This window comes from Corynebacterium lipophiloflavum DSM 44291, assembly GCF_000159635.1.
GTDB classification, from domain to species: Bacteria; Actinomycetota; Actinomycetes; order Mycobacteriales; family Mycobacteriaceae; genus Corynebacterium; species Corynebacterium lipophiloflavum.
On the sequence record NZ_GG667191.1, the window covers coordinates 178262 to 204247 of the forward strand.

Annotated in this window: 33 protein-coding genes, 3 tRNA genes and 1 pseudogene; 25 read left to right on the forward strand and 12 right to left on the reverse strand. The window is 62.9% G+C overall.

Annotated features, from left to right (window positions below):
* Positions 1 to 4: 4 nt before the first annotated feature.
* Complete coding sequence (locus HMPREF0298_RS00815; RefSeq protein ID WP_006839176.1) at positions 5 to 508, forward strand: GtrA family protein; 504 nt, start codon at positions 5 to 7, stop codon at positions 506 to 508.
* Here HMPREF0298_RS00815 and glfT1 read toward each other — a convergent pair.
* Complete coding sequence (gene glfT1, locus HMPREF0298_RS00820; protein ID WP_006839177.1) at positions 462 to 1367, reverse strand: galactofuranosyltransferase GlfT1; 906 nt, start codon at positions 1365 to 1367, stop codon at positions 462 to 464. The genes HMPREF0298_RS00815 and glfT1 overlap by 47 nt on opposite strands.
* 55 nt (positions 1368 to 1422) lie before the next feature.
* On the opposite strand from glfT1, the gene HMPREF0298_RS00825 reads away from it, so the two are divergent.
* Positions 1423 to 2343 carry a PDDEXK family nuclease gene (locus HMPREF0298_RS00825; protein WP_006839178.1) on the forward strand — a complete coding sequence of 307 codons (921 nt, stop codon included), beginning with the start codon at positions 1423 to 1425 and terminating at the stop codon, positions 2341 to 2343.
* 190 nt (positions 2344 to 2533) lie between these two features.
* On the opposite strand, the gene wzt is transcribed toward HMPREF0298_RS00825, so the two are convergent.
* Together wzt and wzm are read right to left on the reverse strand one after the other, a co-directional pair.
* Positions 2534 to 3328, reverse strand: coding sequence for a galactan export ABC transporter ATP-binding subunit Wzt/RfbE (gene wzt, locus HMPREF0298_RS00830; protein ID WP_006839179.1), 795 nt, complete (start codon positions 3326 to 3328; stop codon positions 2534 to 2536).
* 11 nt (positions 3329 to 3339) lie between these two features.
* Positions 3340 to 4188: a galactan export ABC transporter permease subunit Wzm/RfbD gene (gene wzm / locus HMPREF0298_RS00835; RefSeq protein WP_245527420.1), complete on the reverse strand. Its 849-nt coding sequence runs from the start codon at positions 4186 to 4188 to the stop codon at positions 3340 to 3342.
* Positions 4189 to 4334: 146 nt separating this feature from the next.
* Here wzm and HMPREF0298_RS00840 point away from each other — a divergent pair, with 146 nt between their 5' ends.
* Positions 4335 to 5579, forward strand: a complete 1245-nt coding sequence (locus HMPREF0298_RS00840; protein ID WP_040422117.1) for an aminotransferase class V-fold PLP-dependent enzyme — start codon at positions 4335 to 4337, stop codon at positions 5577 to 5579.
* Positions 5580 to 5584: 5 nt separating this feature from the next.
* Here HMPREF0298_RS00840 and HMPREF0298_RS00845 read toward each other — a convergent pair whose 3' ends face one another.
* A complete protein-coding gene (locus tag HMPREF0298_RS00845; RefSeq protein WP_006839182.1) occupies positions 5585 to 6523 on the reverse strand; it encodes an NAD(P)H-quinone oxidoreductase in 939 nt (312 codons plus the stop codon).
* Between the two features lie 52 nt (positions 6524 to 6575).
* Between HMPREF0298_RS00845 and HMPREF0298_RS00850 the strand changes: the two genes are divergently transcribed.
* Positions 6576 to 6663 (forward strand) — tRNA-Ser (locus HMPREF0298_RS00850).
* Between the two features lie 14 nt (positions 6664 to 6677).
* Here the strand turns inward: HMPREF0298_RS00850 and HMPREF0298_RS00855 are convergent.
* The 3 genes from HMPREF0298_RS00855 to HMPREF0298_RS00865 form a co-directional block, all read right to left on the reverse strand.
* Entirely contained in the window at positions 6678 to 7439 is a 762-nt protein-coding gene (locus tag HMPREF0298_RS00855) for an NYN domain-containing protein (RefSeq protein WP_040422119.1), read from the reverse strand.
* A gap of 126 nt (positions 7440 to 7565) precedes the next feature.
* Positions 7566 to 8699, reverse strand: coding sequence for an aminotransferase class V-fold PLP-dependent enzyme (locus HMPREF0298_RS00860; protein WP_006839184.1), 1134 nt, complete (start codon positions 8697 to 8699; stop codon positions 7566 to 7568).
* 10 nt (positions 8700 to 8709) lie between these two features.
* Entirely contained in the window at positions 8710 to 9732 is a 1023-nt protein-coding gene (locus HMPREF0298_RS00865; protein WP_006839185.1) for a histidinol-phosphate transaminase, read from the reverse strand.
* Between the two features lie 56 nt (positions 9733 to 9788).
* Here HMPREF0298_RS00865 and HMPREF0298_RS00870 point away from each other — a divergent pair.
* The 8 genes from HMPREF0298_RS00870 (at position 9789) to HMPREF0298_RS00900 (ending at position 14607) form a co-directional block, all read left to right on the forward strand.
* A tRNA-Ser gene (locus HMPREF0298_RS00870) sits at positions 9789 to 9879 on the forward strand.
* Positions 9880 to 9958: 79 nt separating this feature from the next.
* On the forward strand, positions 9959 to 11311 hold the full coding sequence (locus HMPREF0298_RS00875) for a TrkH family potassium uptake protein (RefSeq protein WP_006839186.1): 1353 nt from the start codon (positions 9959 to 9961) through the stop codon (positions 11309 to 11311).
* Between the two features lies 1 nt (position 11312).
* On the forward strand, positions 11313 to 11993 hold the full coding sequence (locus tag HMPREF0298_RS00880; RefSeq protein ID WP_006839187.1) for a potassium channel family protein: 681 nt from the start codon (positions 11313 to 11315) through the stop codon (positions 11991 to 11993).
* Complete coding sequence (gene mgtE / locus HMPREF0298_RS00885; RefSeq protein ID WP_006839188.1) at positions 11990 to 13330, forward strand: magnesium transporter; 1341 nt, start codon at positions 11990 to 11992, stop codon at positions 13328 to 13330. The genes HMPREF0298_RS00880 and mgtE overlap by 4 nt, the downstream gene beginning before the upstream one ends.
* Positions 13331 to 13389: 59 nt before the next feature.
* Positions 13390 to 13462: transfer RNA gene (locus HMPREF0298_RS00890), tRNA-Arg, on the forward strand.
* Between the two features lie 179 nt (positions 13463 to 13641).
* Complete coding sequence (locus HMPREF0298_RS00895) at positions 13642 to 14046, forward strand: DUF6941 family protein (RefSeq protein WP_006839189.1); 405 nt, start codon at positions 13642 to 13644, stop codon at positions 14044 to 14046.
* Positions 14036 to 14272 (forward strand): DUF4258 domain-containing protein, encoded by a 237-nt coding sequence (locus tag HMPREF0298_RS11710; protein WP_083789473.1) that lies wholly within the window; start codon positions 14036 to 14038, stop codon positions 14270 to 14272. The genes HMPREF0298_RS00895 and HMPREF0298_RS11710 overlap by 11 nt, the downstream gene beginning before the upstream one ends.
* Positions 14273 to 14274: 2 nt before the next feature.
* Positions 14275 to 14607 carry a DUF2283 domain-containing protein gene (locus HMPREF0298_RS00900; protein WP_006839191.1) on the forward strand — a complete coding sequence of 111 codons (333 nt, stop codon included), beginning with the start codon at positions 14275 to 14277 and terminating at the stop codon, positions 14605 to 14607.
* A gap of 455 nt (positions 14608 to 15062) precedes the next feature.
* On the opposite strand, the gene HMPREF0298_RS00905 is transcribed toward HMPREF0298_RS00900, so the two are convergent.
* The 5 genes from HMPREF0298_RS00905 to HMPREF0298_RS00925 form a co-directional block, all read right to left on the reverse strand.
* A complete protein-coding gene (locus HMPREF0298_RS00905; RefSeq protein WP_245527421.1) occupies positions 15063 to 16283 on the reverse strand; it encodes a tyrosine-type recombinase/integrase in 1221 nt (406 codons plus the stop codon).
* 113 nt (positions 16284 to 16396) lie between these two features.
* The gene (locus HMPREF0298_RS11470; protein ID WP_006839193.1) at positions 16397 to 16906 is read right to left on the reverse strand and encodes a hypothetical protein; all 510 of its coding nucleotides are present in this window, start codon (positions 16904 to 16906) and stop codon (positions 16397 to 16399) included.
* 74 nt (positions 16907 to 16980) lie between these two features.
* Complete coding sequence (locus HMPREF0298_RS00915; protein ID WP_245527435.1) at positions 16981 to 17430, reverse strand: ImmA/IrrE family metallo-endopeptidase; 450 nt, start codon at positions 17428 to 17430, stop codon at positions 16981 to 16983.
* A gap of 2 nt (positions 17431 to 17432) precedes the next feature.
* Entirely contained in the window at positions 17433 to 18515 is a 1083-nt protein-coding gene (gene rhuM, locus HMPREF0298_RS00920) for a RhuM family protein (RefSeq protein WP_006839195.1), read from the reverse strand.
* A gap of 9 nt (positions 18516 to 18524) precedes the next feature.
* Positions 18525 to 19010 carry a hypothetical protein gene (locus HMPREF0298_RS00925; protein ID WP_040422121.1) on the reverse strand — a complete coding sequence of 162 codons (486 nt, stop codon included), beginning with the start codon at positions 19008 to 19010 and terminating at the stop codon, positions 18525 to 18527.
* A 132-nt stretch (positions 19011 to 19142) separates the two neighbouring features.
* Between HMPREF0298_RS00925 and HMPREF0298_RS00930 the strand changes: the two genes are divergently transcribed.
* The 13 genes and pseudogenes from HMPREF0298_RS00930 to HMPREF0298_RS12370 all read left to right on the forward strand — a co-directional run.
* The gene (locus HMPREF0298_RS00930; RefSeq protein ID WP_006839197.1) at positions 19143 to 19397 is read left to right on the forward strand and encodes a hypothetical protein; all 255 of its coding nucleotides are present in this window, start codon (positions 19143 to 19145) and stop codon (positions 19395 to 19397) included.
* Between the two features lie 2 nt (positions 19398 to 19399).
* Positions 19400 to 19981: a hypothetical protein gene (locus HMPREF0298_RS12075; protein ID WP_040422123.1), complete on the forward strand. Its 582-nt coding sequence runs from the start codon at positions 19400 to 19402 to the stop codon at positions 19979 to 19981.
* A complete protein-coding gene (locus HMPREF0298_RS00940; protein WP_006839199.1) occupies positions 19978 to 20232 on the forward strand; it encodes a hypothetical protein in 255 nt (84 codons plus the stop codon). The genes HMPREF0298_RS12075 and HMPREF0298_RS00940 overlap by 4 nt, the downstream gene beginning before the upstream one ends.
* A 47-nt stretch (positions 20233 to 20279) precedes the next feature.
* Positions 20280 to 20480, forward strand: coding sequence for a MerR family transcriptional regulator (locus HMPREF0298_RS00945; RefSeq protein WP_040422125.1), 201 nt, complete (start codon positions 20280 to 20282; stop codon positions 20478 to 20480).
* A gap of 492 nt (positions 20481 to 20972) precedes the next feature.
* A complete protein-coding gene (locus HMPREF0298_RS00955; RefSeq protein WP_006839202.1) occupies positions 20973 to 21197 on the forward strand; it encodes a hypothetical protein in 225 nt (74 codons plus the stop codon).
* Entirely contained in the window at positions 21184 to 21336 is a 153-nt protein-coding gene (locus HMPREF0298_RS12080) for a hypothetical protein (RefSeq protein ID WP_006839203.1), read from the forward strand. Before HMPREF0298_RS00955 ends, HMPREF0298_RS12080 begins: the two co-directional genes overlap by 14 nt.
* Positions 21337 to 21616: 280 nt before the next feature.
* Positions 21617 to 21820 carry a hypothetical protein gene (locus HMPREF0298_RS00965; protein WP_006839205.1) on the forward strand — a complete coding sequence of 68 codons (204 nt, stop codon included), beginning with the start codon at positions 21617 to 21619 and terminating at the stop codon, positions 21818 to 21820.
* Positions 21817 to 22587 carry a hypothetical protein gene (locus HMPREF0298_RS00970; RefSeq protein WP_006839206.1) on the forward strand — a complete coding sequence of 257 codons (771 nt, stop codon included), beginning with the start codon at positions 21817 to 21819 and terminating at the stop codon, positions 22585 to 22587. The genes HMPREF0298_RS00965 and HMPREF0298_RS00970 overlap by 4 nt, the downstream gene beginning before the upstream one ends.
* Positions 22568 to 22891 (forward strand): hypothetical protein, encoded by a 324-nt coding sequence (locus HMPREF0298_RS00975; protein ID WP_006839207.1) that lies wholly within the window; start codon positions 22568 to 22570, stop codon positions 22889 to 22891. Before HMPREF0298_RS00970 ends, HMPREF0298_RS00975 begins: the two co-directional genes overlap by 20 nt.
* Positions 22892 to 23085: 194 nt before the next feature.
* Positions 23086 to 23454, forward strand: a complete 369-nt coding sequence (locus HMPREF0298_RS00980; RefSeq protein ID WP_006839208.1) for a hypothetical protein — start codon at positions 23086 to 23088, stop codon at positions 23452 to 23454.
* Positions 23451 to 23741 carry a hypothetical protein gene (locus tag HMPREF0298_RS00985; RefSeq protein ID WP_157464335.1) on the forward strand — a complete coding sequence of 97 codons (291 nt, stop codon included), beginning with the start codon at positions 23451 to 23453 and terminating at the stop codon, positions 23739 to 23741. Before HMPREF0298_RS00980 ends, HMPREF0298_RS00985 begins: the two co-directional genes overlap by 4 nt.
* A gap of 154 nt (positions 23742 to 23895) precedes the next feature.
* Positions 23896 to 24690, forward strand: coding sequence for a hypothetical protein (locus tag HMPREF0298_RS00990; RefSeq protein ID WP_006839211.1), 795 nt, complete (start codon positions 23896 to 23898; stop codon positions 24688 to 24690).
* Positions 24691 to 25290: 600 nt separating this feature from the next.
* Positions 25291 to 25986 (forward strand): annotated as a pseudogene (locus HMPREF0298_RS12370) (HNH endonuclease); the annotation flags it as partial.

Here is a 25986-nt window from a genome sequence, read left to right on the forward strand (position 1 = left end):
GTCTATGGAAGAAGCCCCGGCCAGTTACCTGACTTCAGTGAGAAGGCAGCTCGTGCCGTTTCTCATCATTGGCGTCGGTTGCGCCGTGATCGACTTCGGCATTACCTACGGGCTGACCGAGCTCTCGCCGCTGTCGCGCGACTTGTCCAAGGTGGTGGGCTGGTGTTTTGGCACGCTGATCGCGTACGTGCTCAACTCGCGCTTCGCCTTCCAGGCCGCGGTGACGGTGAAGAAGGCGGGGGCTGTTCTGCTTCTCTACGCCTCCACGTTCGCGGTGCAGGTGCTGCTCTACAACATCACTGAGCGCCCGCTGATCGCGCTCGGTTTTGTCAACCCGTGGAAGGACGCGACCTCGTTTGTCATTGCCCAGGGCGTAGCGACGGTGACCAACTTCGTGCTCCAGCGCCGGGTGATTTTCAAGGAGGAAACCAAGATCATCTCCTCCGCCGAGCCGCGCCGGTTTACGGACGACGGAAATCCTCCCGTGCCCCCATCCGCAGTAGCCTAAGCCACTGCCGGAATTGTTTCGGGCTCTTTTTCTGAATCAGGAAAAACCAGCCGAAACGCACCACTTCCTGCAGCTTCATGGTCCTCATTCCGCGCTGGTTGATGATGTATCCGCGGTTGCGGTAGGTGAAATACCGTTTCGTCTCATTGTCCGGCCACTGCGCATGGGCGCGCCCGCCCATGATCGGGTGGAATTCGCCTGACCCGTCCGGGTGCAGGTAGAAAGCCGTGAGCGCCGTGCCGTACTTCAGTCCCGATTGGGCTAGACGACGGTGGTACTCCACCTCATCGCCGCGGATGAACAGCCGGTAGTCCGGCACGCCGATGCGCTCCATTGCTTTCGCACTGATCAGCGCGCCGTTGAACAGGGAGGCGTACTGGGGCAGGAATTCGCCCTCCAGCTCGCTTGTGTGTCGCTTCCAGCTCAGGCCCTGTCTTAACGGGAAGGCCAGCTTGGTGGGGTCTTCGAGGTTGGCCACGATGGGGCTGACTTCTTCTAACTGATGTTCTACTGCTACGCGGTAGAGCTCTTCAAGGGTGCTTTTGTCGGCGGGTCGGCCGTCGTCGTCGGCGCACCAAATGGCGTCGGCACCGAGCGCGAGCGCGTGCAGGAAGCCGTAGGCGAATCCTCCCGCCCCGCCCAAGTTCGTTTGTGAAGGCAGGTAGATGCCCTTATCGGGGCTGACCTGCTGTAGCAGCTCGCGCACCGCAGGCTCGGCCCCGTTGTCGACCACAATGATCCAATCCACCGGATGGGTCTGAGCGGCGACCTGGCGCAGCGAATGGCCCAGCACATCCACGCGCTTGTGCGTAACGATCACTGCCGCAGTCGTTCCATCAGCGTTCAGGGTCGAAGTCATAGATTCTATTGTGCACGAGGGAACCCGCGCCGGGCCCGTCGGACTCTAATCAAGTATGAGGCTTTTCGACGGTATGACCACCGGCACCCCCTGGCCCATCACGAGCACGCCGGGCTCGGGCTGCGAGCAGATCTCGGCGCGCCACTTCCTGCCCGCCAGCGCGCTGCGCCCGACGTGGGCAGTGCTTGCCGACGCCCGCAACCACCCGCGTTCGATCGAGTACGGCGCACCTGCCGCCGCACGCGCGCTAGCGCTGGCCGTAGAACACCCGAACTGCATCGTCGTGGGCCACAGCGCGCTCGCCATTTACGGGCTGCCGCACCTCGTGGAGGGCCGAGACACCACGCTCGTGCTACCCAGGGCGGCGAGTTCTACGGGCCGAGCGCTGACCGCAACAATCACTCGGCGTGGATGCCGCATCGACGAGGCGTGGACCGTGACCATCAACGGCTACCCCTTTCGCGTCGCCAACCCCGCCGTCGCAACCGCCGGTGCGCTCAAAGCTATCGGCGGTGCTGAGCTCGAGAGCATCCAGCTCGTCGACGCCGTCATGCGCCACCTCTCGGTCACCCCCGACGAGATCCGCGCGGCCGCGCGCTACCGCGTCAACAGGCGGTGGCTGGAGAAAATCCTTGCTTTGTCGAGTCCCTTTGCTGATTCGCCGAAAGAGACGGAAATGCGGCTGGCCACCTCGAAAGTTGCCGATCGCTTTGGCATAACGATGCAGCAGCAAATGCCCCTCTACAGCAACTCGCGCCTAGTCACCGTCTTCGACCTCGCGCTCGCAGAGCCGAAGATCGGCCTCATGTACGACGGTTCACACCACTGGGAGTACGACCAGCGGCAAAAGGACTCGCTAATCAACCTCGATGCCACCGCACTCGGGTGGACGCCGCTGCGATTCTCCTCGGGGACGCTGCCTCAACTACCAGAGCGGTTGAGCGCCTTGCTTCGCGCGAAGGGGTACGCGGGTTAGGTTGTGGCTAGTGCCAAAAGTTGCATGGGGTAGGTGCGCGACCTGGGGAAGGTGCCAAAAATTACATGGGGCGTGCACCATTTGACATTGAGATGCCGTGCGGGCGGCGGCTAGTGCCAAAAGGTGCATGGGGTAGGTGCGCGACCTGGGGAAAGTGCCAAAAGGTGCCTCGGGCGTGCACCATTTGGCACTACATAGGCTCACGATGGAACCTCTCCACCAGTTCGGCAACATACCCCCCGGCCTCAGGCCCCTCGTAGGCCGCGACAACGTCGGACACCAGGCCGGCCTGCCGAATTTCGCCCTTGTCCACCCACAAAGCGGTGGTGCACAGCTGCGCCAGGAAGTCGTTGGAGTGGGAGGCGAACACCAAAATCCCGGAGCGCTCGACCATCTCGGCGAGCCTGACCCGGGCCTTGGCCATGAAGGCGGCGTCGACGGCGCCGATGCCTTCGTCGAGAAGCAGAATTTCGGGGTCGATGGAGGTCACCACACCGAGCGCGAGGCGCACCCGCATGCCGGTGGAGTAGGTGCGCAGCGGCATGTTCAAATAGTCGCCGAGCTCGGAAAATTCGGCGATCTCGTCGATCTTCGCCTTCATTTGCTTGCGTGTCTGCCCCAAGAACAGCCCCCTGATGATGATGTTCTCGTACCCGGAGATTTCGGGGTCCATGCCCACTCCGAGGTCGAAGACGGGGGCGATACGCCCGCGCACGTCGGCGACGCCGCGGGTTGGTTCGTAGATGCCGGAAAGCAGCCGCAACAGGGTGGATTTGCCCGCGCCGTTGTGGCCGACGAGGCCCACGCGGTCGCCTTCGCGCAGGTGGAGGTTGATGTCTTTGAGCGCTTCGACAACGACGGTGTTGGAGGCGTTTTTGCCGATCGCGCCGCCGGCGGAGGAGACCACGGCCTTTTTCAGGGAGCGTGATTTGGCGTCGAAGATGGGAAAGTCGACGCAGGCGTCGTAGGTGTCAATGGAAACCACGTGTTTTCTCCTTATACCCAGTAGGGGACGCGGAAGCGCCACTGCCGCATGACGAGGAGCGCAAGCAGGAGTCCGACAACGGTGCAGGCGCCGACGATGCCCCAGTGGTACAGGTCGGTCTCCTTGCCGATGAGCGGGGCGCGCACGATCTCGAGGTAGTGGTAGAGCGGGTTGAGCTCGGCAATGCGGGCGCGCTGCGCGACCTCGCCGCCCTGGTCCTTGAGTGTCTGGGTTGTCCACACGATGGGGGTGACGTAGAAGAGTAGCTGCACCATGGACTCCAGAAGCGGGGCGACGTCGCGGAAGCGTGTGGCGATGATGCCGAACAGCATGGTTACCCACACACCGTTGATCACCAGCAGGGCCAGCGCGGGGATGGCCAGCAGGGTATTCCACGACAGCGGGATGCGGAACACAACCACCAGCAGCACCCAGATCACCATGTTGTGGGCCAGGAACAGCAGCTGCCGCCACACCAGGCGGTAGACGTGCACCGAGAGCGCCGAGGGCAGCTGCTTGATCAGGCCCTCGTTTTCAATGAAGATGTCCGAGCCGTCTTTGATGCATCCGGCGATGAACCCCCAGATGATAAACCCGACGGTGACGTGGGGGAGGAACTCCCTCACCGAGATCTGGAACAGCATGGAGTACAACAGCCCCAGCGCGAGCGCCATCACGCCGGTGGCGATGGTGATCCACAGCGGGCCCAGGGTGCTGCGCCGGTAGCGCTGCTTGATGTCCTGCCAGCCGAGCTGGAGCCACAGTTCGTTTTGGCGCCAACCGCGGACGAGATCGCGAAACGCCATGGACAGCGTCGTGGACTTCGACGCGGGCGGTTCGACTGAAGCGTTGGTGGTCATGCGTGAGACGTCGCTTCGCAAGCGGTCCCGCAACTTTTGGTTCTCCTGCACATCAAACACCCTAGCTGCGAGTGTGCGTTGCAAGGTCATAGTGTGCATAATTGGTTTGGTTAATAGGCATCGATCAGGGTCGAGGAGGTGTGTGCGTGGCCTACGACATTGCCGGAGTCCGCGGCCTCTACACCTCACTGTCCGACGGCTGGATTTACCTCAACGCGCATGATTGCCCGCAGGTTCCGGAGCGGGTGTCGTCGGCGGTTGCGCGCTCATTTCGCGTGGCCACGTCGGTTTCGCGGCCCGAGCCCGCCGCCGGAACGCACTCCAAGCCGACCTCAGGCTCGCCCGAGGCGGCCACCTTGCTTAGCGACGCCTCCGTGGCCGTCGCCGACCTCGTCGGTGCCACCCCCGAGCGCGTCGTCCTCGGCCCGGGCCTTGTGTACCTTTACGCCTCTTTGGTGGCGTCGATGCGCCCGCTTCTGCGCCGCAATTCCTCCGTGGTGCTCAACAACGTCGATCGCGTCGAGTTGACCGCGGCGCTTGGGCGCACTGAAGCGGATGTGCGGTGGGCTGCGGCTGACCTGGCCACCGGGTCGCTGCCGGGCTGGCAGTACATGGATCTTGTCGACGGCGCCACGCGGCTGGTGTCGGTGCCCGCGGCGCACCCCTACTTGGGAACGGTTGCGCCGGTCGCGGAGATCGCGGAGACGGTGCGCGCCGCTTCGCGCGCCTGGGTGCTTGTCGACGCCTCTGCCTACGCCCCGTACCGCCCCATCACCTTCGACGACTGGGGCGCAGACATTGTGGCAGTGGACCTGAAAGAAATGGGTGGTCCGGAAATCGCCGCGCTGGTGTTCCGAGACGAGAGCATGTTCGGCCGCCTGGCCGCCGTGGGCGACCCGGCGGCCAACGGCGCCGCGCGCCTGGATCTGGGGGTGTCCCCGGGGTTGGCCGGTGCCGCCGCGCCGACTATCGACCACTACGCCTCGCTTGTCGACGCCCCCACGGGCCGCTCCACCCGCCGCACGCGCCTCGTGGCCTCCATGTCGGAGACCTCCGGATACCTGGAGCGGCTGCGCGACGAGCTGCACACCTTCCTGGGCACCCTGCCCGCGGTGCACATCGTGGGTGTTTCGGGCGAGGCAGCCGCCGAGTCGGACGCGGAGGTGGACCGCATCCCGCGCTTGTCCTTCGGTGTCAAGGGCGTGCCCGCGCTGACGGTGCAGCAGCGCCTCTTCGCCCACGGGATCGTCGCGTCTCTCATGCCGCAGGGGCCGTTGACCGAGGAGATGGGTGTCGGCGAGCTCGGCGGCGCGGTCACCGTGTCGCTCAGCCCGTTCAACACCACAGCCGACATCGAGCACCTGATCCGCACCGTGGCGTCGCTGGCGTAGACGGTTTAGTCGAGCGTTAAGACAACCTTGCCGGTGTGATCGCCGGAGTCGAGGTAGTCGTGGGCGGAGGCGGCGTCGGCAAGCGGGAAAGTTTTGGACACGTTCGCCTTGATGGCGCCACTTTCGAGCAGGGGCCAGACGTTTTCCACCATGCTGCCGACGATCTCCGCCTTCATCGGGCGCGGGCGGGCGCGCAACGTGGTGGCGTGAACGGACTGGCGGCGGGTGAGCATGCGGCCCAAGTTGAGGGTGCCCTTCGGCCCGCCCTGCAACGCGATGACGATCAGGCGGCCGTCGATAGCCAGGCTCGCGACGTTGGGCTCCAAGTAGGACCCGCCCATGATGTCGAGGATGACGTCGCAGCTGCCCTTAAGATCCTCGGAAAAGTCCTGGTCGTGGTAGTTGATGGTGATGTCCGCGCCGAGGTCGCGGCAGTATTCGAGCTTCTCGGCGCTACCCGCGGTTACGGCCACCTCGCAGCCGAGCGCCTTGCACAGCTGGATGGCAAACGAGCCGATCCCGCCGGCGCCGCCGTGGATGAGGACCCGGTCGCCGCGGGAGGCGTCGGCAAGCATGCCCAGGTTCGACCAAACGGTGGCGGCGACCTCCACAACACCGGCCGTGTCAACTAGGCCGAACCCCTTCGGGATCGGCGTGAGCTGGCCCTCCGGAACCGCGACGTACTCGGCGTAACCGCCGCCGGCGAGCAGGCAGCCGACCTCCTCCCCGGTGTCGGTGCGCACCCCCGCGCACTCCAAGCCGATGATCTCGGATTCGCCCTTCGGCGGCGGGTACATACCCTTGGCCTGCATCAGGTCGCCGCGGTTCACGCCGGCGGCGGCAACCTTGACCATGACCTCGCCGTCGCCCGGGGTGGGATCGGCGACGTCCACTAGTTCGAGGGAGCGGGGGTTGTCGGGGTCAGTGAGCTGGATGGCTTTCATGCCACCCCAGATTAACGGAACTACCCGGCCCGTAGGTTACAATCGCGGCACTGGAGACGTGGCAGAGCGGCCGAATGCACCGGTCTTGAAAACCGGCGAGGGTCAAACCTCCGCGGGTTCAAATCCCGCCGTCTCCGCCAAAATTTCTCCCAGGCTAGAGTTCGTCATCGTCCTGCTCAGGGCTGTCTCCCCGGTAGTCGATGTGAAGGGGATCAGTCATGTTCCTGGGCGGGGGAGAGACGCATTGGCGGATACCGTCGATGTGTTCAGCGAGGCTGTCTGTAATTGGCGCCCACATCGGATCGAGGATGAAATCGATTCCAGATCGGCGGGCATGTTTAGCGGCAGGAACGAAGTCGCTGTCGCCAGATATCATCACTATCTGGTTGACCAGACCTCGCTCAGCGAGCGACGCTATGTCTAGGCCGATTCGCATATCCACACCCTTTTGAGAGATCTCCAGAACGAAATCATGTTCTTGGAGGTCCTCGACACTGATTGCGCCTCTGCACAGTTTCTTTAGCGGGCCATCCCGAAGTGTGTAGCCACCCTGCGTCTCCAGGGTCTCTCCTCGGCGGATTGCCACTTTCCGTTTGCTGGACAAGGCCCTAAAAAAGTCGTTGGACCAGCTAAATAATTCACTCTTGGCCAGGTTCACCTGGGTTTGGAGCAGTGGATGGTAAACCACGCGCTGCGACGGAGGACAGTCGTAATAAAAGATTCGGTAGAGGCCCGCGCGGGATTTTCTAATGTGGCGGTGGCAATATTGCACCAATTCAGCTGCCCGCGCTTCTGCGGTTTTGCGCCCGAACAGCTCAGACGCTCGCTTACGGTAAAAGCCGCCGTCAACTAGGACGGCAGTCGTTATTTGGCGCAAGGGAGCGGAATCATGGCTGTTCTGTGGTTTCCTGGGCATTAATCCTCCACCGGAAAATAGCCCTAGTCGTCGGCGCTCTCCCTATATTGGAGGGTCAACGGCTAGGGCTGATGTCTGAAATGTAGCGGATCATCATCGCACTGTCAACGCCGCTGACCCGTCTGCTTAACTGCGCGCCGCATCGAGGGCGTCGATAAGCTTCTGCGCCGCGGCCTGCGGATCATCCCACTTGTCCAGGCCGAACAGACCGATGCGGAACGTGGAGAAGTTCTCGCCCTCGCCGATCTTCAGCGGCACACCCGCGGCGATCTGCACCCCAAAGGGCTTCAGCGCTGCGCCGGACTGCAGCCCGGGGGCGTCGGCGTAGAGCACGACGACGCCGTTGGATTCGTAGCCCTCGGCGGCGACCGAGACGTAGCCGCGCTCGCGTGCGGCCTCGCGTACGGCGCGGCCGAGTTCGACCTGGCGCGCGGCCAGAACGTCGAGCCCGACTGCCAGGGACTCCTTCATCACCTCGAGGTTGTGCACGATCGTGTCGGTCGGCAGCGTGGCGTGGTAGGCGGCCTTGCCGTCGCGGTAGCCCTCGAAGATCTCGAGCCACTTCGCCAGGTCGAGCGTGAAGGAGGTGGATTCGCTCGTGACGACGGCCTCTCGGGCGCGCGAGTTGAGCATGACGTAGCCGGTCGCCGGCGAGCCGGACCAGGACTTCTGCGGCGCGGAAATGAGAACGTCAACCTGCGAGGCGACCATGTCGGTGAAGTCGGCGCCAGCGGCGATGCAGTCGAGGACGAACAGGGCGTCGGCCTCGCGCGCCGCCGCGCCGAGCTCGGCGATGTAGTCCGCGCCGAGTGAGGTGCCGGAGGCGGTTTCGGTGTGGGCGGTGACCACGAGGTCGGGGCCGAACTCGGCGATGGCCTCGCGCACGCTATCCAAAGCCGGCGGCGCGTACGAGGGGGTGTCGGAGTCATCGGTGGCAACCGCGTTGAGGACCTTGACCTGGTCGGTGATGGCGCCTTTCTCAATGATCTGTGTCCACCTAAACGTGAAGTTGCCCTGGCGGATGATCAGGACCTTCTTGCCGGTCGCGAGCTGGCGTGCCACAGCCTCCATCGCCGCGGTGCCGCCCCCGGGGACAAGCGCGGCGGTATCGGCGTTGTAGGTGTCGGTGAGAATGCCGAGCAGCTCCTGCGTCGAGGTAATGAACTTCTGCGACATGTGGTTCAAGGAGCGGTCGGTGAACACCACCGAGTACTCGAGCAGGCCGTTGGGGTCGATGTCAGTGCGGGGCAGTTGAGTCATGCTCTCAAGATTAGCCCTGCACCGCGTCCCAGGCGCGCATGAACTGCTCGGCCTCCTCGCGGTTGGTCACGGTGACGCGCAGGCCCTCGGGGAAGGCGCGGGTTAAGACACCGTGGGCGGCGAGCGCGGCGCTGATGCGCTGCGCCTCGACGCCTGGCAGCCAGACGAAGTTGGCCTGGGTGCGCGCCGCCTGAACGTGGTCGGCCACCTCGTCGCGCACCGCCACCGTCTCGTCGGTGCGGGCCCGCATCGCGTCGGTTGCCTCGAGCGAGGCGATCGCTCCGGCCTGGGCGACCGCGCTGACTTGGAAGGGAATCGCCACCGCGTTGAGCGCGGCGATGATCTCGCGCGGGCCGAAGGCGTAACCGACGCGAACCCCGGCCAGGCCGTAGGCCTTGGAAAACGTGCGCAGCGCCACCACGTTGGGGTAGCGGGCAATCGCGTCGGTGCCCTCCACGGCATCCTCGTCGCGGTTGTACTCGAAGTACGCCTCGTCGAGCGCAACGGTCACGTGGGCGGGCACTTTCGCCATGAACTCGTCGAATTCCGCGTTGGTGATGACCTGCCCGGAGGGGTTGTTCGGGGTGCAGAGGAACACCAGGGACGTGGAGGCGTCGATGAGCGAAGCCATGCGATCAAGGTCGTGCTTGCCGTCGCGGGTCACGGGTACGGGGCGAGGCTGGGCGCCGACGACTTGCAGGAAGATGGGGTAGGCCTCGAAGCTGCGCCACGCGTAGATGACGTTGTTGTCGGTCGTGCACGTCGCCTGCACGAGCTGCTGCAGCAGCGCCGAGGAGCCGTTACCCACCGCAATCTCCTCGCGGCTTACGCCCAGGTGCTCAGCCAGCGTCTCCCGCAGTTCGACGGCGAACATGTCGGGGTAGCGGTTGGCTCCGCGCGCAGCACTCACCATCGCCTGTGCCGCAGCCGGCAGCGGCTCTTCGCTCGACTCGTTGGACGACAGCTTCAGTGCGCTGTCGTTGCGCGTGCCGGGAAGGTATGGCGGGATGGCTTCGATGTCGGGGCGAATCATGGGGCTTAGTCTATTTGGTCGTTAGAGCGATGGTTCGGTAGTATGCGAAAAGGTCTGGAGACGTGCCAGAGTGGCCGAATGGGGCTCCCTGCTAAGGAGTTGCCCTCTTGACGAGGGCCGCAGGTTCAAATCCTGTCGTCTCCGCCAAAAAGTTACCCCCATCTGAGGAAGCCTCAGGTGGGGTTTCTTCTCGTTTCCCCCCGCGCCGGGTCTAAACTATCCGCTCGTGGATAAATCCCGCCCTGTCGGCCTCTTCGAGCCTGCGCGGCTCACCGCCGTGGTCTTCCTCGCACTCATCTTGACCGGGACCCTCCTGCTGATGATGCCCTTCTCCACCGCGGGTCCGCAGTGGGCGCCGTTTCTGCCGTCTCTGTTCACCGCGACTTCTGCAGTCTCCCTGACAGGGCTGACTGTGGTGGACACCGGTACCTACTGGACACCACTGGGTCAAGGGATCATCCTCGCGCTGATACAGCTCGGTGGCTTGGGTATCATGTCGCTCGCCTCGCTGTCTGGCCTGATACTTACCGGCCGCGTGAGCTTTCGCGCGCGCCAGACGGGTGCTGCCGAGGGCCGTCCTGTCACCCAGGGCGGGATCCGTCGCACGTTGATCTTCACCGTGGCGTTCACACTGGTCGTCGAGCTGCTCGTTGCGGTAATTCTGACGCTGCGCTTCATGGTTTCCTACGACCACACGTTTCGCCGCGCGGTGTGGGAGGGCGTCTTCCACTCCGTGTCGGCGTTTAACAACGCGGGGTTTAGTACGAACACCGATAACCTCATCCCGTTCGCCGCCGACGCGTGGGTGCTCATGCCGCTGGCGGCGGCGCTGATCGGCGGCGGGCTGGGTTTCCCCGTGTGGGCGGAGTTGGTGCGCCTGACGCGGCGTTCACAAGTCCGCGTTCACCGGATTTCCATTACGGCACGCATGACACTGACAGCCACCGCGTTCCTCCTTTTTACCGGCGCGATCTTCATGGCGTTTGCCGAGTGGAACGGGGTGTTCGGCGACATGCCCGTCTGGCAGAGGGTGCTCAACGCCTTTTTCGCCTCGGCGACGTCGCGCACGGCGGGGTTCAACACCTTTGACTACGGCGAAGCACACCCGATCACCCTGATGGGTACCGACATTCTCATGTTCATCGGTGGCGGTTCTGCCGGCACCGCCGGCGGCGTCAAGGTGACCACCGCGTGCGTGCTCATTGCGGCGATGGCCGCCGAATTCCTCGGGCGCGAGGACACCTCGATCGGTCACCGCACCCTGCCGCGCTCGGTGACGCGCCAGTCGCTGGCGCTGGCCTTCGCCGGGGTCGCGGTGGTCACCGCCGGCATTGGCGCGCTGCGCATCTTCGATCCGCAGTTCAGCGGCGACGAGGTGTCGTTTGAGGTGATGTCCGCCTTTGCCACGGTGGGTCTGTCGACAGGTATCACCGCCGAGCTGTCGGCACCGTCGCAGGTTATCCTGTGTCTCATCATGTACCTGGGCCGCGTCGGCCCGACAACACTGATTGCGGCGCTGGCTGCCACGGCTGTCAGCCGCCGCTTCCGGTACCCAGAGGAAAGGCCCTTCATTGGCTAACATGTTCAAGGCGTTCGGCGGATCGAAACCCACGATTGACATTCCTCCGGTCGTAGTCATTGGGTTGGGTCGCTTCGGCGCGTCTCTCGCGCACGAATTGATGGTTCACGGCGTGGAGGTTCTCGGCATTGACACCAGCGAAAAGTTGGTTCGCGAACAAGCCCCGTATCTGACTGAGGCGGTGTGCGCCGACACAACCGACCCCGAGGCGCTGCGCCAGCTGGGCGTCGATGACGTCGACCGCGTCGTGTTGGCTATCGGCAGCCACCTCGAGGCATCCATCCTCACCGCCTCGAACCTTATGGAGATGGGCACCAAGGACATCTGGGCGAAGGCAACGTCCGAGGCCCACGAGCGCATCCTGCGCCAGATCGGCGTGCACCACGTGATTCGCCCCGAGCGCGACACCGGCCGCCGTGTCGCCCACCTGCTCGGTGGCCGGTTCCGCGACTTCGCCGAGATTGCGCCCGACTATGGCATTACCCGGTTGGCCCCGCCCGCCGCGTTGGTGGGTCGCCCACTCGTGCTTGGCGACGTCTGGCGCACGCACAACGTCCAGCTCATATCGGTGCGCGTCAGCGACGGCCGCTGGATTCCCCTCGAAGACGGCGTCAGCCTCGCTTCAACTGACTACATCGTCGCCGCTGGCAGCCCCGGCGACCTCGAGAGGTTTTCAAAGTGAAGGCTCTGGAGCGGCGTTTGAGTGGGCGTCGAGAAGCAAGCCTCGAAGAGCTCGAAGAGGTGCAGAGCGAGCTCGCCACCCTGAGCCTGCGGGAACTGACAAGCCTGCTCGGGCGCACCAGCGCCTCGCGCGGTGCGAAGATTTTGCGGTTGCTGCCGCCGGAGCGATCGGCCGCGCTTTTCGACACCCTCACCGCGGCGCACCAGGCCGACCTCATCCGCGCGCTCGGCGACGACAAAGTGGTCAACTACTTCGGCGCAATCGGCGCAGAGGACCGCGTGGCGCTGCTCGATCACCTGCCGGTGGAGATCGCGGAGCGGCTCGTGCGCCAACTCGACGAGGACGACCAGCGCGTCACCAGCGTCGTGCTCGGCTACCGCAAGGGCACTGTGGGCCGGCGCATGTCGCCGAAGGTGCCGAACGTCACCCCCGAAATGACGGTGCGCGAGGTCGTGGGGCTGCTGCACGATCACGTTGACGAGCTGGAGACGATCTACACCATCCCCGTCGTCGACGCCGACCGCTCAGTCTGTGGGGTGCTGCGCCTGCGCTCGCTGTTTCGGGCCGCCGATGACGATCGCGTCGCGGAGATGATGGAAGACGCCAGCGTGTTCCACGCCGGCGACGACCTGGAGGACTCCGCGCGATGGCTGCTTTCCTCCGGCAGGCTCGCCGTGCCCGTGGTCGACGACGACAACCGGCTGATCGGCATCTTCACCTACGACGAAGCTCACGACGTCGCCGAAGGTGCCAACAGCGAAGACTCCGCCCGCATGGGGGCCTCCGAGGCGCTTCGCACGCCCTACCTGTCCACGCCTGTGCTGCGCCTGGTGCGCAGCCGAATCGTCTGGCTGCTGGTGCTCGCGCTGTCGGCGATCCTCACCGTCCAGGTGCTCGACATCTTCCAGGCGACGCTGGAGCAGGTCGTCGTGCTTTCCCTGTTCATCCCGCTGCTCACCGGCACCGGTGGAAACACCGGCAACCAGGCGGCAACGACGGTGACGAGGGCGCTTGCCCTTAACGACGTCCGCAAGAGCGACATCCTCAGCGTCTTGTGGCGGGAGCTGCGGGTGGGCATGCTGCTCGGCACCGTCCTCGGCTCACTGGGCTTCCTTCTGGCCACAGCATTTTTCGGGCTGGGGATCGGAACGGTGATTGGCGCGACGCTGTTAATCATCTGCACCATCTCCGCCACGGTTGGCGGGATGATGCCGATCATCGCCAAGGCGGTGGGGGCGGACCCGGCGGTGTTTTCCAACCCCTTCATCTCCACCTTCTGCGACGCGACGGGGTTGGTGGTGTACTTCCTCATCGCGAAGTCCGTGCTCGGAATTTAGCCGTGAGCAGGCGTTTTGGCGCCTCTGCGCGTGCGGTGTAATGTTTGTCTTCGTTGCCAGCGCCCGTAGCTCAACGGATAGAGCATCTGACTACGGATCAGAAGGTTGGGGGTTCGAATCCCTCCGGGCGCACAACTCAAAGCCCCAGGTCAAACGGTGAAAAGCCGGAAAGCCTGGGGTTTCTTTCCGCTTTCAGTTGTCCGAAAAGTAGGACAGGGTAACCCCAGGTGAATATGTGTGGGTACGAACGAGGAACGAACAAAGTACGAACACGGGTACAGCTAGTTTCGCCGTATGGTTAACTAGTCGGCATGGCAGCTGAACTGGACTACGCATTCCTCGCGGAATACGCGAAAACCGAGAGTGGAACATTGACATCCGTAGGTGCCAGTTTTACTGAGGTGCAAGGTCAGTCATACCCGGCGATGATGGAGCTCTCGGTTGCTGGTCGAGTGCGCAGGGCTGAGGAAGATACAGCGCCCAAGCTCTCGATCCGCTTCTTCAAGGATGGGGAAGAAGACGACCTTGTATTCGCAGAACGAGTCCTAGAAGACGAAGACAACGCCGTTAAGTACGACGGAAAAGTGGCGTCCGTTTTTGTTCTGAGGGGACCGATCTTTATGGAGGCGCCGGGGCTTTACAAGTGCGAATTGGCCCTCGACGATAAGCCGGTTCGAGTTCTTGCGTTTGAAGCTCTGCCAGGCGATGAAAGCTAGCATTCGGATCGGTCGTCACGCGCGGAGGCGAATGGCGGAAAGAGGCATTTGCGAATCGGAAGTTCACGCCGTGTTGGCGGCGCCCGATCTGACACGACCAGGAAACAAGCCAGGTCGCCGGGTATACGAACGAAAGCTAAGTAGAATAACGTGCGTAGTAACAGTTGATGGGACGGATCCAATAGAAATCATCACCGCATTTTGCAGGGACGAAGGGGAAGCATAGCGATGAGCGTAGAAGTTTCGTACAACCGATCAGAGCAGATGGCTTACATCAGGCTGACCAGCGAAAGGGTCGAAGTGTCGCGCGAGCTTTCTGACACGCTCATCGTGGACTTGGACAAGTTTGGATGTGTTGTCGGCGTGGAGCTGCTGGACCTTAAGCAAATCCCCCGGATAGATGACATTGAGAAGGGGGCCCACGTTAAGGCCGCCGAGCGCGACCAATTGGAATGGCATCTGCGCCAGTTGATGCAGTTCACTTTCACGAGCGGATCCCTCACCTCACGTTCGAGGGTGGCAGTGGAGTCGGCGACGACTACTGAACTTGAGTCCTGCTGACTTGGCCTCCTGAGTAGGGGACTCACTCCACTCATCGCAGATGCCTCACCCCGACGGCTTTTCCCGCTCCGCGCGCTACGGGGACCGCGCTACCGCTTGGAACCCGGTAATCCACCTCGATACGTCCAATCCCCTCCGGTTAGCTCCCGTCCTCGGGACAACCCGAGCCTGCGCGAGAGTTTTCTAGCGCTCCCTTCGGAGACCTTCCGTCGTTGACCTGACACCAACCGCTGTTTCCCGACGACCACATTCGCCTCCCGCTCAACAGCGGCAGTGTCGATGACTTTGTAGCCAACGATATGGCTCAGCTTGCGCTGAAATCGTGCGGCTTCCTGCCTCTTCTTGGCGGCATTCCGATGTGGTTTCCGTTCGCCCTGTTTGGATTTGATCACGCACAAGCGAGCACGGTGCTCATCAGAGGCTTTTTGTACCTTCTCAGCTCGCGACAGGTCCATTTACTCCACCACCCGCAGATGCCTCACCCCGGCGGCCTTCTCCCGCTCCGCGCGCCGGGCTTGCTCCGCGTCGACACGAGCGCGCTCGGCTTCGAGGTGCCGCTCGATGGCTTCGGCGGCCTGGTCGAGGCCCTGATCCCACAAGTGCCCGTAGTAGTTCAGCGTCGTCGCCGCAGAGGTGTGGCCCACCATCCGCTGCACCACGTACACATCCGCGCCGGCCGCGATGGCCATCGACACCGCCGTGTGCCGCAACTCGTAGGTCTTCAACGTCCGGTCGACGCCAGCGTCCACGAGCAGGTTCTCCCAGATGGGTCGCCAGCGCGCGGTGGTCCAAACGTGGCCGCGCTCGTCGGGCAGGAGCCAGGCGTCGCTGTCGCGGCCGTCGGCGGCGCGCTCCAGGAGCAGCAGGGTCAGCTGGCTGATGGGCACGTCGCGGTGCTGCCGGGTCTTGGTTTCATCGACGCGGCCGAGATCGTCAACATCGCGGCGGATAGTTAGGCGTCGGCGCGCGCGATCGAGATCACGCACTTTTAGCCCCTTGGCCTCGCCGGGGCGCAGACCGGTCTTGAGTAGCACCTCGACCATCAGCTTGACGGCGTCGGTTTGCGCGGCCGCGAGCAGCGCGTCGACTTCCTCGATGGTGAGGTAGCGGCGCTCGGCTTTCTTCTGCCGCGGCGCTTGGGTGTGCTCCAGGGGATTGGCCGGGATGATCTTGAGGATGACGGCGCGCTGCAGGAGCGACTTCATCATGTTGGCGATCTTGCGCCGTTGCGACGAACCCAGCTCGCGCGGCGCCGCGCCGGGCTTCACGCCTTTGGTGGTGGTGAGTCCGGCCACCCACGCGGTGACTTGGTGGTCTTGAATCTCGGCGATGCGGCGCCGTCCCCACGTCGGGTGGATGTGGACGCGCCAGATGGATTCACAGTCGCCCCGGTAGGAGTCGGACACGTCGCCCAGGGCATCGCACCAGGCTTGCCAGATGTCCTCGAGGCGGACGTCCTTCTTGTCGGCCGAGATTAGCGTCCCGTCTGATTTCTTGACCTTGACGGAGGCGTCGAAAAGCTCGGCTTCCTCGCGGGTATCGAAAACCTCCGAAGTGCGTTTTCCTTCGAGGTCTGTGTAGTTGACTTGCCAGCGTTTGCCGACGCCATAACGGCTCGAGCGGGCGCGCTGGCCTGTCTTGCGATTGGTCTTGAACCACAGATCGCGCACGGTCACGGTATGCTCCATTCTTGTTCGGTCGCCAACCCCCCAATGGGCGGTCGGACGCTTAGGAAAAGTCGCCCCGCGGTCGCAGCCTGCCCCAGGCTCCCGCGGGGCGCACCTTGTGGTTACCAGCCGTATTGCTCGGCTCGTTGTGCGACTGCGCTGCACAGGCTCGGGTCGGTGATGTATCCCTGTTCGCAACCGTCCATGGTCTGTATCTCGCCGGAGGTGGGGTTCGGGTTGCCGTTCGCGTCGACACCGTAGCCGCAGAGGTAGTTCGGGCAGTTTTCGTCGTATGACGGGTCGCCGCCGAGGTACGTCGAGGTGCAGTAGGCGGGGTCTGTGACGAAGGCGTCGGTACCGGGGCATTGGTAGCCCTCGCCGGGGGAGGTGAACGCGCTGTTTTGGGCGGCTGCGGGCTCGCGCTGTTTGGATGAGGCTTTAGCTGGTGCCGATGCTGTTGTTGTCGGCTCGGTGGTCTCAGTCTGTTCGCTCGTGGAGGCGGGTGTAGTTGTTGTGGTGTGGGTGGTCGTGGTGGTGACGCTGACGATGACTGGCTCGGTCGGTTCGGTGGCACAGCTTGTGGCTCCGAGAACGAGGGCGCTCGCCCCCAAGAAGATGGCTGTTCGGTTCATTGCGGTCTGCTTTCCGTGGTTCTGGGCGCGGGCGTGAGCCTCGCATATCGTACTGATGCTATCGGCGCGGGGATTTAGCTGCAGCGGTTCTGGGCGAGCAATGCCTCGATGTCATCCGGGTTTTCGAAGCAGTTCCAGGTGACTTTGACCCTGCCTGTTTCGTAGAGGCGCATCCACACGTCCAGGAGATGCGGGGTGACGCCGAGTTCGGCTGCCATGGCTGCGGGTGAGTGGTCGACGTCGTGGGCGATGGTTTCGACATCATCTATGTCAAGGAGCTGCTGCGCGGCCCATTCGTCGGCGAGGCGTTCCGCCCGTTCGGTTGAACAGGTGTCACCGGAATGGACGTGGCCGAGCTCGTGGGCGATGGCGCAGCGGCGGGTGACGGGGTCGAGGCCCCACCTCACAAAGACAGTGTTCGAGGCCGCATGGAAGCAGGCGTTGAGATCGGGTGAGAGCTTGCCTGTTTCAACGATGCGGACTCCCATAGATTCCACTAGCGCGTCGAGGCGTTGTTCGATCATGCTCACTTTGGCGCTCCGGGATTCTCGTCCTTGGTGCGGGGAGCCAGCCGGGCTCGGTCCGCAAGTATCCGACGTTCAATCTCTTGGAGTTGGGGGATGAGTTCGCGGTCGAATTCCTCGTTACGTTGCTCTTGGCGGCGCCCGTCATAGAGGGCATAGCGTGCCCCAGCGAGCCGGTTGGCTTCCTTGCGGGTGATTCGTCCGCGGTCAGTGAGTGGCTCGTACTCGTTGAATTCGATGAATCGGTTCGTTTGTTCGATCCAGTCCGTCATGTGGATGACTTGGCGTCGCTCGGCACGTAATTTCGCGTAGTCGAGGAACTGGGAGACCAGCAGGTTTAGGTGCTCTAGTTCTTGTTTGGTGAGGTAGTTTTTCGCGGTAGTGACGTCGGCCTTTCTCACTACCTTTCCCTTGAAGGTGGTTAAGCCGAGGTTGTCGGCGGCGGGGTCGCAACGGGTGGCGATGATCTCGGAGGCGGTGAGTCCAGTGATGGCGTAGTGCAATCGGTCCTGGATGGATGCGAAGATTTTGTGCGTGGCGGGAGATCGCTTGTCGTAGTCGTCAGCCAGGGCAACGACGTCGCGGAGTTCGAGGTATAGCCGCGCCTCGGAGGACCGAATATCGCGGATGCGGGCTAGCAGTTCGTCGAAGTAGTCCTTACCGCGCGGATCCTTGAGCTTTTCGTCATTGAGCACGAAGCCTTTGACGAGGTAGTCGGTGAGGACGTCGGTGGCCCAGCGTCGGAATTGGATTCCTCGGGGGCCGCGGACGCGGTAACCGACGGCCATGATTGCGTCGAGGTTGTAGTGGTTGACTTCTCGCTTGATGTCGCGGTCGCCTTCGGACCGAACTCTTTGAAACTTTCTAATAGTTCGTTCGCTGGTCAGCTCGGTGTCCGCGTAGATGTTCTTGAGGTGAATGCTGACAGTGGCGATGGTGACGCCGAACAGTTCGGCGATTTCGGTTTGTGTCATCCACACGCTTTTGTCGATGAGCCGCAGATGCACTTCGGTGGTGTCGTCTTCGGTGCGGTAGATGATGAACTCGCCTAGCGAGTCGTGGTTGAGCTCGATTCCGTCTGCCATGTTGCTTTCCTAGGTGTAGTTCTCTTCCAGCGGGTCGGTCGCCTTCTGTGCCGCGATCTGTTCCTGCCCCGCGTTGATTCGTTCAATGATTGCGTCGTCATCATCGTCGATGGGGGAGACATCGGGGGTACTAGTGTCATCGAACTTGGCGATATCGAGCTCATGGGCGCGGGGGAAGTGGCCGACAACCACGTGCATACCGTCGATGTCCTCGGCGATGGAGTCCCATTTCTCGGCGATCGATGCGCTGCGCAGCGCCATGCGGATTGCCATTCGCTCACTCGCGGCCTCCTCGGGCTCTAGATGACCGGTGGCAATAAGCGCATCAACTGGACGAACGCCGTATGCACGAGCAATTGCAATCACGTTGTCAGCGGTGGTCTGTCCCTTGGTGGCGTGACGGATGAGGGTCGTGTTGGTGAGACCCGCCTTATTGGCGGCAATCGTTGGAGTCGGGGAACCGGGCAGCGAACTTAACCAGTCGTTGAAATCCATAACTACATTCTGCAGTTGCATTTTGCACCTGTCAAGGCCTGCGGAAATAAAAGATCAGTGCATTAAGTGTTGACATATTGACCCGCTAAGTGCATACTGCATTTAGAAATGCAAAACGCACTTGGAGGAACAATGAAGAACCCACTACAGATTCGCCCCGGCGTTCTCGACGAGCTCGCCCGCGAGACCGGCGCCCGCAGCGACAAAGACCTCGCCGCATTCCTCGGCATCACCGAGACGCAGCTCGAGGTGCTGCGCTACGCGGTCCCAGATCCCGCTGCCGTTATCGCCTTCGCGGCGAAGGCGCAGGCACACCGCAAGGCCGCAGACCTCCTCGACGGGGTCACGAACAACGAAACCGCGACGGGCACCGGGGAGGTGGCGTAGTCATGGAGGAGCAACGCCCTAGTGGCCGTCGCGCGATGGTGATGGAACTGTCACCCGCCCAGCGCCACCACATGATGGCGCCGCGGACACCCGCACAGTCCGCCCGCAACGAAATGATCAACGCGCATGCCCGTCTCGCTGACGCGGTAAACGATTTCACCCTGTTCGACCGCACCGGGCACCCAGAGGATTGGTTAGCGCACGTCGCTGTAGTCCTGGACGATTTCCTCGTCGCGCTCGTCGGTTTCCAGCGCGAGATTAACGCCGTCGTAGCAAGCGACCCATACTTCGCCGCCGTTCGCGAGCGGCAAAACCTCGAACGGATCGAACTGCATGAGGACGGGACCCCCGGGGCCGTCCTGCAGGACGCCTTGCGACTCTCCGAAGGGGCGTCGGTCGAGGCGGCTCGCGTAGTGCGCCGCATGATTCATGCGGTCCAAGACCCTGGCGTGGACATCAGCAGCAGTCAACCCAGCCTCGAGAACGAAACGCTCACCAGCGTAATGCAAAACGACGTTGCTCATGCCCAACACGATAACCGGCAGAACACCACCGCGCTGGGCACCGGGGAGGTGGCGTCGTGACCGCGCCATCCAGCCTTAGTGAGCCTTTCTGGGACCCGTGTGCCCTGAATTTCTCTCGCGAGAACCGGGAGCACCTGCGCTCCGAGATTGAGTCCCACGTGTGCGATCTCCTGGCGAATTACCCCGCCAACTTCACCGACGTCGAACCATGGCTGGAGCGCCGGGCCGCGCTGATCGAGGTGGACCGCCAGGAAGACGGGGCGCTGCAGGAATGGCTCAGAGACCGCGCCTGCAAGCGCCAACAGAAATGAAACCCCGCCTGGTAGCAGCAGGCGGGCACGACTCGAAAGGAATCACAGTGAACACTACCACCTCTCAACCGCGGCTAGTGAAAGTCGGCGACGCCGCCCAGGAGCTGGGCATCACCCGAAAGAGACTCATTCGAATGATTCACGCTAAGCAGATAAAAGCTCGCAAGCTACCGCCGGCGGCCCGGAACTCGCCGTTCTGGGTGCCCCGTTCGGAGATCGAGCGTGTCCTCCGCGAGTTCGCCGCCTGACGGGCGCGCGCCCTGCCCGCTCATGCCAGTTGGTCTGGCACGACAATCCTGTCCCCCTCGCGCTGTAGGCGGCGCTCCGGTTCGAATCCGGGGGCGGGCACTAGGGGCGTTAAGCCGGTAGCTCATGTGGCCGGCAAGGGCGTATCCGCACCTCTATTTCAGCGGTGGTCCCCTCGCCGTGAGGTGTGGCACTGCCACCCTGCGCCCCTTTAAAGACTTCAACAACTGCACAGATAAAGGATTGAAGATGGACAACGATTTGACCGCGGTCGCTGAGGCGGTGGGCGTAATGCCCGCGCCCTCGTCGACACCGCGCCACAGGCCACGTATCGAAAACATTTCCCCATCCCTCGCGAAGACACGCGCGGTGGCAGCACTAGATACAGACAGTGATGATGTCTGGAGTTGGGGAGACGTCGTCGGTGCCACCGTCTTGGGGGCCGCAGTGTGGGGAATCTATGTGCTCTCGTGGGCGATGTGGGGAGGCGCAGCATGAGTAGAGGCCCAGAGGGCTATTGGCCTGCCAATTTCGTCACCGGTGCCTCCGAGCTGGTCGACGTGAACACTGAGCAACTTTTCCTAGCCGAGCTTCTCGAACTGGAGCGCTTTTACAACGAGAAACTGCCGCTGCCGTGGCGCGATGCACTGCAGGAGCTAATCGGCCAGGTCGAGAAAGCCGCAATCAACAACGAGGAGTCCAACTATGGCCGAATTTAATGCCGAGCTCTACCGCATGACCCATGAGGAAGAGGAGATGAACGCGATGGAGAAGATCGTCACCGGTTTCCTCATCGGCGTCGGCACGAGCTTCATCGCGTTCGTGACACTCGGTTTGTTTTGCCAGGCGGTGATGTGACCGTGAGTGACACGACCTCATACGTCCCCGCATTCGCCGTTTGCCTCAGGCCGGAGCCGGACCTCGAAAAACTGCAGGGCCAGTTGTCAGAACACAGCATCACCCATTTCCGCACAGTCGACGGCAAGGTCTACAAGACGGTGGGACGCCTGAACAGAAAATCCGTCCCGTACTCAGCGGTTACCGCCTCGACTTACCCATACCCGCGCATTGAGTCGTCCGGACATGCGCCCCTCAACCGCCTCGAGCAGGAGTGGTTAGAGCGGATTGGAGGCAACCAATGGAAGTAACGCCCAGCGACCTCGCGCAGCGCCGCCGCGAAAAGCGGTATGCCGAGCAGTTCGGTGATTACGCCGAGCCTCTCAATGACGTCTCCAAGATCTACAAGCACTTCACCACACAGCTCATGGGCCAGGACGCGACCGCCGCCGCGCTCCTCACCGTCGCTACGATCCTCGCCCTTCCCCCGGAGGAAACACTATGACCATCACGACCAACGTCCCTGCCGCCGACATGCCGACCCACACCCTTATCGAGGGTCTCCTTAAACAACTCGTCGACAACCTCATCGAACGCAACGCCGCCCTCGAGAGCGCCGCCACAACCACCGTCGGCAACGACGAAGACATCGCGCACCTGAAACGGACCGCCGCAGAAGAGGCGGCAGCCAAACGCCGCGCGGTGTACGAACTCGGGCAGCTCCAGGAGGCACACAGAACCCTGGAAACCGCCCACGCCTTCGCCTCCGAAAAACTCACGGCACTCCACAAGGACGTCACCGACCAATCCCGAATCGTCACCGACCTCAAGAAAAAACTGGAGGACAAGACCGACGAGCATACCGACGCGGTCCGCCAAATCCACGACCTCCGCGCCGATCTCGAAAAAGCGAACGACCAGTTGCGCCAATTGGCCCCGGCCAACCCCCTCAACATCGAGCTCCAAAACTCCCAAATGAAGACCGCCAGGCTCGAGGCCGAACTCAAACTCGCCCGCGAAAAAACCGCACAACTCGAAGACGAACTCACCGACGCCCGCGTCTCCCTGAAGAAAGCAACCCGCGCCGGGCAGAAGAAGGCGCCGACCACTCCAGCGGCAACTGTGAATCTGGCGTCTATCAAGCGGCACCTGACCACGGCTCTCAAGCAATTCGAGGAAGACCCGGATAAGTCGTTCATGGCCTTGGAGCGCGCGCTCGGCCTGTGCAGCCCGGACCGGAAGGAGGCCAGCGATGACCGAGCCACTGCGTAACCGCCTCTCCGACTACGCACCCGAGGACCGTGCCGAGTTCGTCGGCCGCTGGTGCCACATCACCGACAACCCGGACGAGCTAGCGATCTACGAGGGCGCTGCCCTAGGAGGCAAGGTCCGCTACCCGCTCGCCCTTGACCCGATCTACACCAAACCCGAGAACATCTTCATCCATCCGGAACTGCCGCGCGCCTTTACTAAGGACGGACTTCCCCCGTCAGATCCCTCCACCCCCGCGGAGCTCCCTGGCACCCGTAGTGGCCTAGCTCTCGAAACACGCGGCACAAAGGAGGAATACGCATGAGCCTGATGAGGAATGAAATCGAGGTCCGCAAGCGAGGCGGGTCCTGGAAAGTCTACAAACGCGCAGGTATGGGGTACCTGCCTGTCGGTTTTCCGCACCACCGTGAGTTCCGAACCTGGCGCGCCGCATACACCGAAGCCGACAAATACGCGCGCCAATCTAGAGCGGACAAAACGCTAGGAGGTGCTTAGATCATGGCAAAGAAAGCTACGCGCGCCCGTTGCAAAGAGTGCGGTGCCCCGATCCGCTGGGCAATCACCCCGGCAAGGAAAAACGTCGCCCTAGACGACTCATCCGACCCGCACGGCACGTACACCATCAACCGCCAGCGCAACTACGGCACCGGCGAAATGGAAACCATCGCTACCCCGCTAACAACGAGCCAGCGCGAACACGCCAAGAACCGCGGTGAGCTGATCTTCCTCGCACACGCCGCGTCCTGCCCCGCAATCGACCGCCCCCGGAAGATAGCTGACCCGGATCGCGTCCGAGAAATGATCAACCGCCTCAACCTCCCAGACCGAACACAGCCACCGCACCCACCCGCAAGGAGAACCTGGTGAACCTCAAACATCCAATGCTCACGCTAACCGCGCGCTCGCCGGACGAAAAGATGCCTGGGCTCGCAGAGTGGGGAATCGAAGGAGAAATGGCCGACATCCGTATCGAGTCCACAGTCTGCCCGTGCAAACAAGTAGAGATCCTGGCAGCCACACTCCACCACCTCGGCCATTCCGACCATCTCAAAGAAAAGGCACCCACACTGGCCGCCATCGTGTCCGCCCCGCACAAGATCCTCAGCGAACTCAACCTCCGCGCCGCAGCTGCTGAACCGCCATGCCCGACCTAGATACCCGCGACGCCGACGACTGGTGGGACACCCTCCCAGACAAGCGCCGTGTCGAAATCTGGCGATGGGTCGAACAACCCCACAGAAAAGGCTACGAACCCGCGCCCGGTCAGCTCGACCTGATGGACGCAATCAAAGAGAGAAGGAGAACGTCGTGACCGGACAGGACAACACCTCGGTCGTGGTGGTGCACGCCGCGGACTTCCTAGACGCACTGCGTTGTGCGGTGATCTTCACCGACCAGCACGCCTACCCAGGCGTCCGGGTAGACATCAACCCGGACGAGGAATGCGTCGAGGTTTCCGCCCGCGTCCTTAACCACGTCACCGCGACCACGGCAGGCGTGGAGTGGAGCAACATTGTTGACGACGAGCGCGACCTCGCGTTCGAACTCACCATCAAGCAAGTTCGTGATGTTCTCCAGGTGTTCAAGAACTTCGCGAAGCGGCCAGCGGACGAAGAAGAGCAGGCCCCACAGATTGGCATTCACCTGTCGGAGGCTGAAATCCGGTGGTTCGACGAGACCGGTCTCGGGTTGTCGGTGTACCTCTACGGGTGCGCGCGGTCGCAACTGGACATTCCGTGCCTATTCCATACGATCGATACCACCATGAGCGATGTGTGCGCGGAAATGCCGGTGCACCTGTCGCCTGACCAGCTCCGCGATCTCACCCGTGTCGCGAAGATTATGGGCACTACTCCCACGATCGTCGGCATCGCCCCCGATGAGGCATCACACCTCCACCGCCACATCGTCCTGTGCGATCGGTTCCGGTCAATTGCCTCCGTCCCTATCGGTGCCACGGGCGCCGAATCCGAGGAACTGGAGGAGCTCACGTTCGCCGATGCGGTCGTCGAGGAAGCGGAGACAGCCGTCGGGACGCTTACGACATCGCAGAAGCACCAGCTCCGGGTCGTGGTCTCCAACCCGACAGGCGGTATCGCGTGATCAATGAAACAACCGACCTATGGGGACTTGAACCGGGTGAAGAACGTGCGGCGTTGTGCTGGCACAAGCGGTGGGGCGCAACGCCGAGCATGTGGGACGGGCGACGCCCAAAGGAACCCACGCAGCAGGTCCATGACCGCCACACCGAGGCGAAGCTCCTCTGCCGTCGCTGTCCGCTGCTCACCGCGTGTGAACGCGCACTCAGCGACCTAGAGCGCGCGGGCCTTCATGTCGACGGTGTTATGGCCGGCCGGTACTCGGATGTGCGCTCGCACATGCTGCGCAACGAAGCGCAGTTCCACCAGACAACCTGCCGCGGGTGCGCTGCACCACTTATCCCGCAAGGCGGTGTCGGCGCGAAAACCAAGCCGCCGCCGAAAGCCCGTAGACACATCGGCGAGGGCCTGTGCGAGGACTGCTACCCCGTCCTCGCCATCTTGTCAGGAAAGCGCCCGGCCGCACCGCCCCGTTCGCACCAGCAGAACAACCCGACGGGCCTGGACCCTCACCGCCCAGCGCGAGAACCGGACCCACGCCACCGAAGGGAGGTCGGATGATACAACGACAAACCCCGACACACATTAAAGAGGAGATGAACACATGGCTTGGCTTCGGATCGGCGACAACGCCACCACCCACCCGCTCATGTCGAAACTCCTCGCAGCCTCCAACCTCGAGCACCACCGCAAAAACGAAGCATTCGGAGTCCTCGTCCAACTCGCCGCAGTCTCGGCCGCACACCTCACCGACTCGATTGTCGAGCTCGGCCTCCTCGCCCAAGTCGCGCCAGGCCGCGAGCGTGCGGTCCTCGACACTCTCAAGGCTGCGGACATTGCCGCCGAGGACACTGTCGATGGCCGTCGGGTTATTCGCCTTCGCGTGGATGATGAAGAGTTCGTTCACGCCCGCCGCCGTGAGGAAGTTGAGCTGGACCGCCGCCGGTCGAAGGACAAGCGCACTCCCGGACTGCTCGCCCAGGTCCGTGTCCGCGACGGAGATCGTTGCCGCTGGTGCGGGAGAGGCGTCAGCTGGTCCAACAGGTCTGGCTACCGGGCCGCCACCTACGATTCGCTCAACTCCCACCAGGACAGCACCGTGGACACGCTGGTCATCTCGTGCAAGTCCTGTAATAGCGAGCGCGGCGCCGGAAAAGAGCTGACATTACTGAACCCACCGACACAACAGGAGCTGGTATACGGAGAACACACCGTCAATTTCGTCAACAACGACGTGTGGTGCCAGCACCATGGCATCCACATTGAACCCACCCAGCCGTCTTTGCCGATTGACGTGACC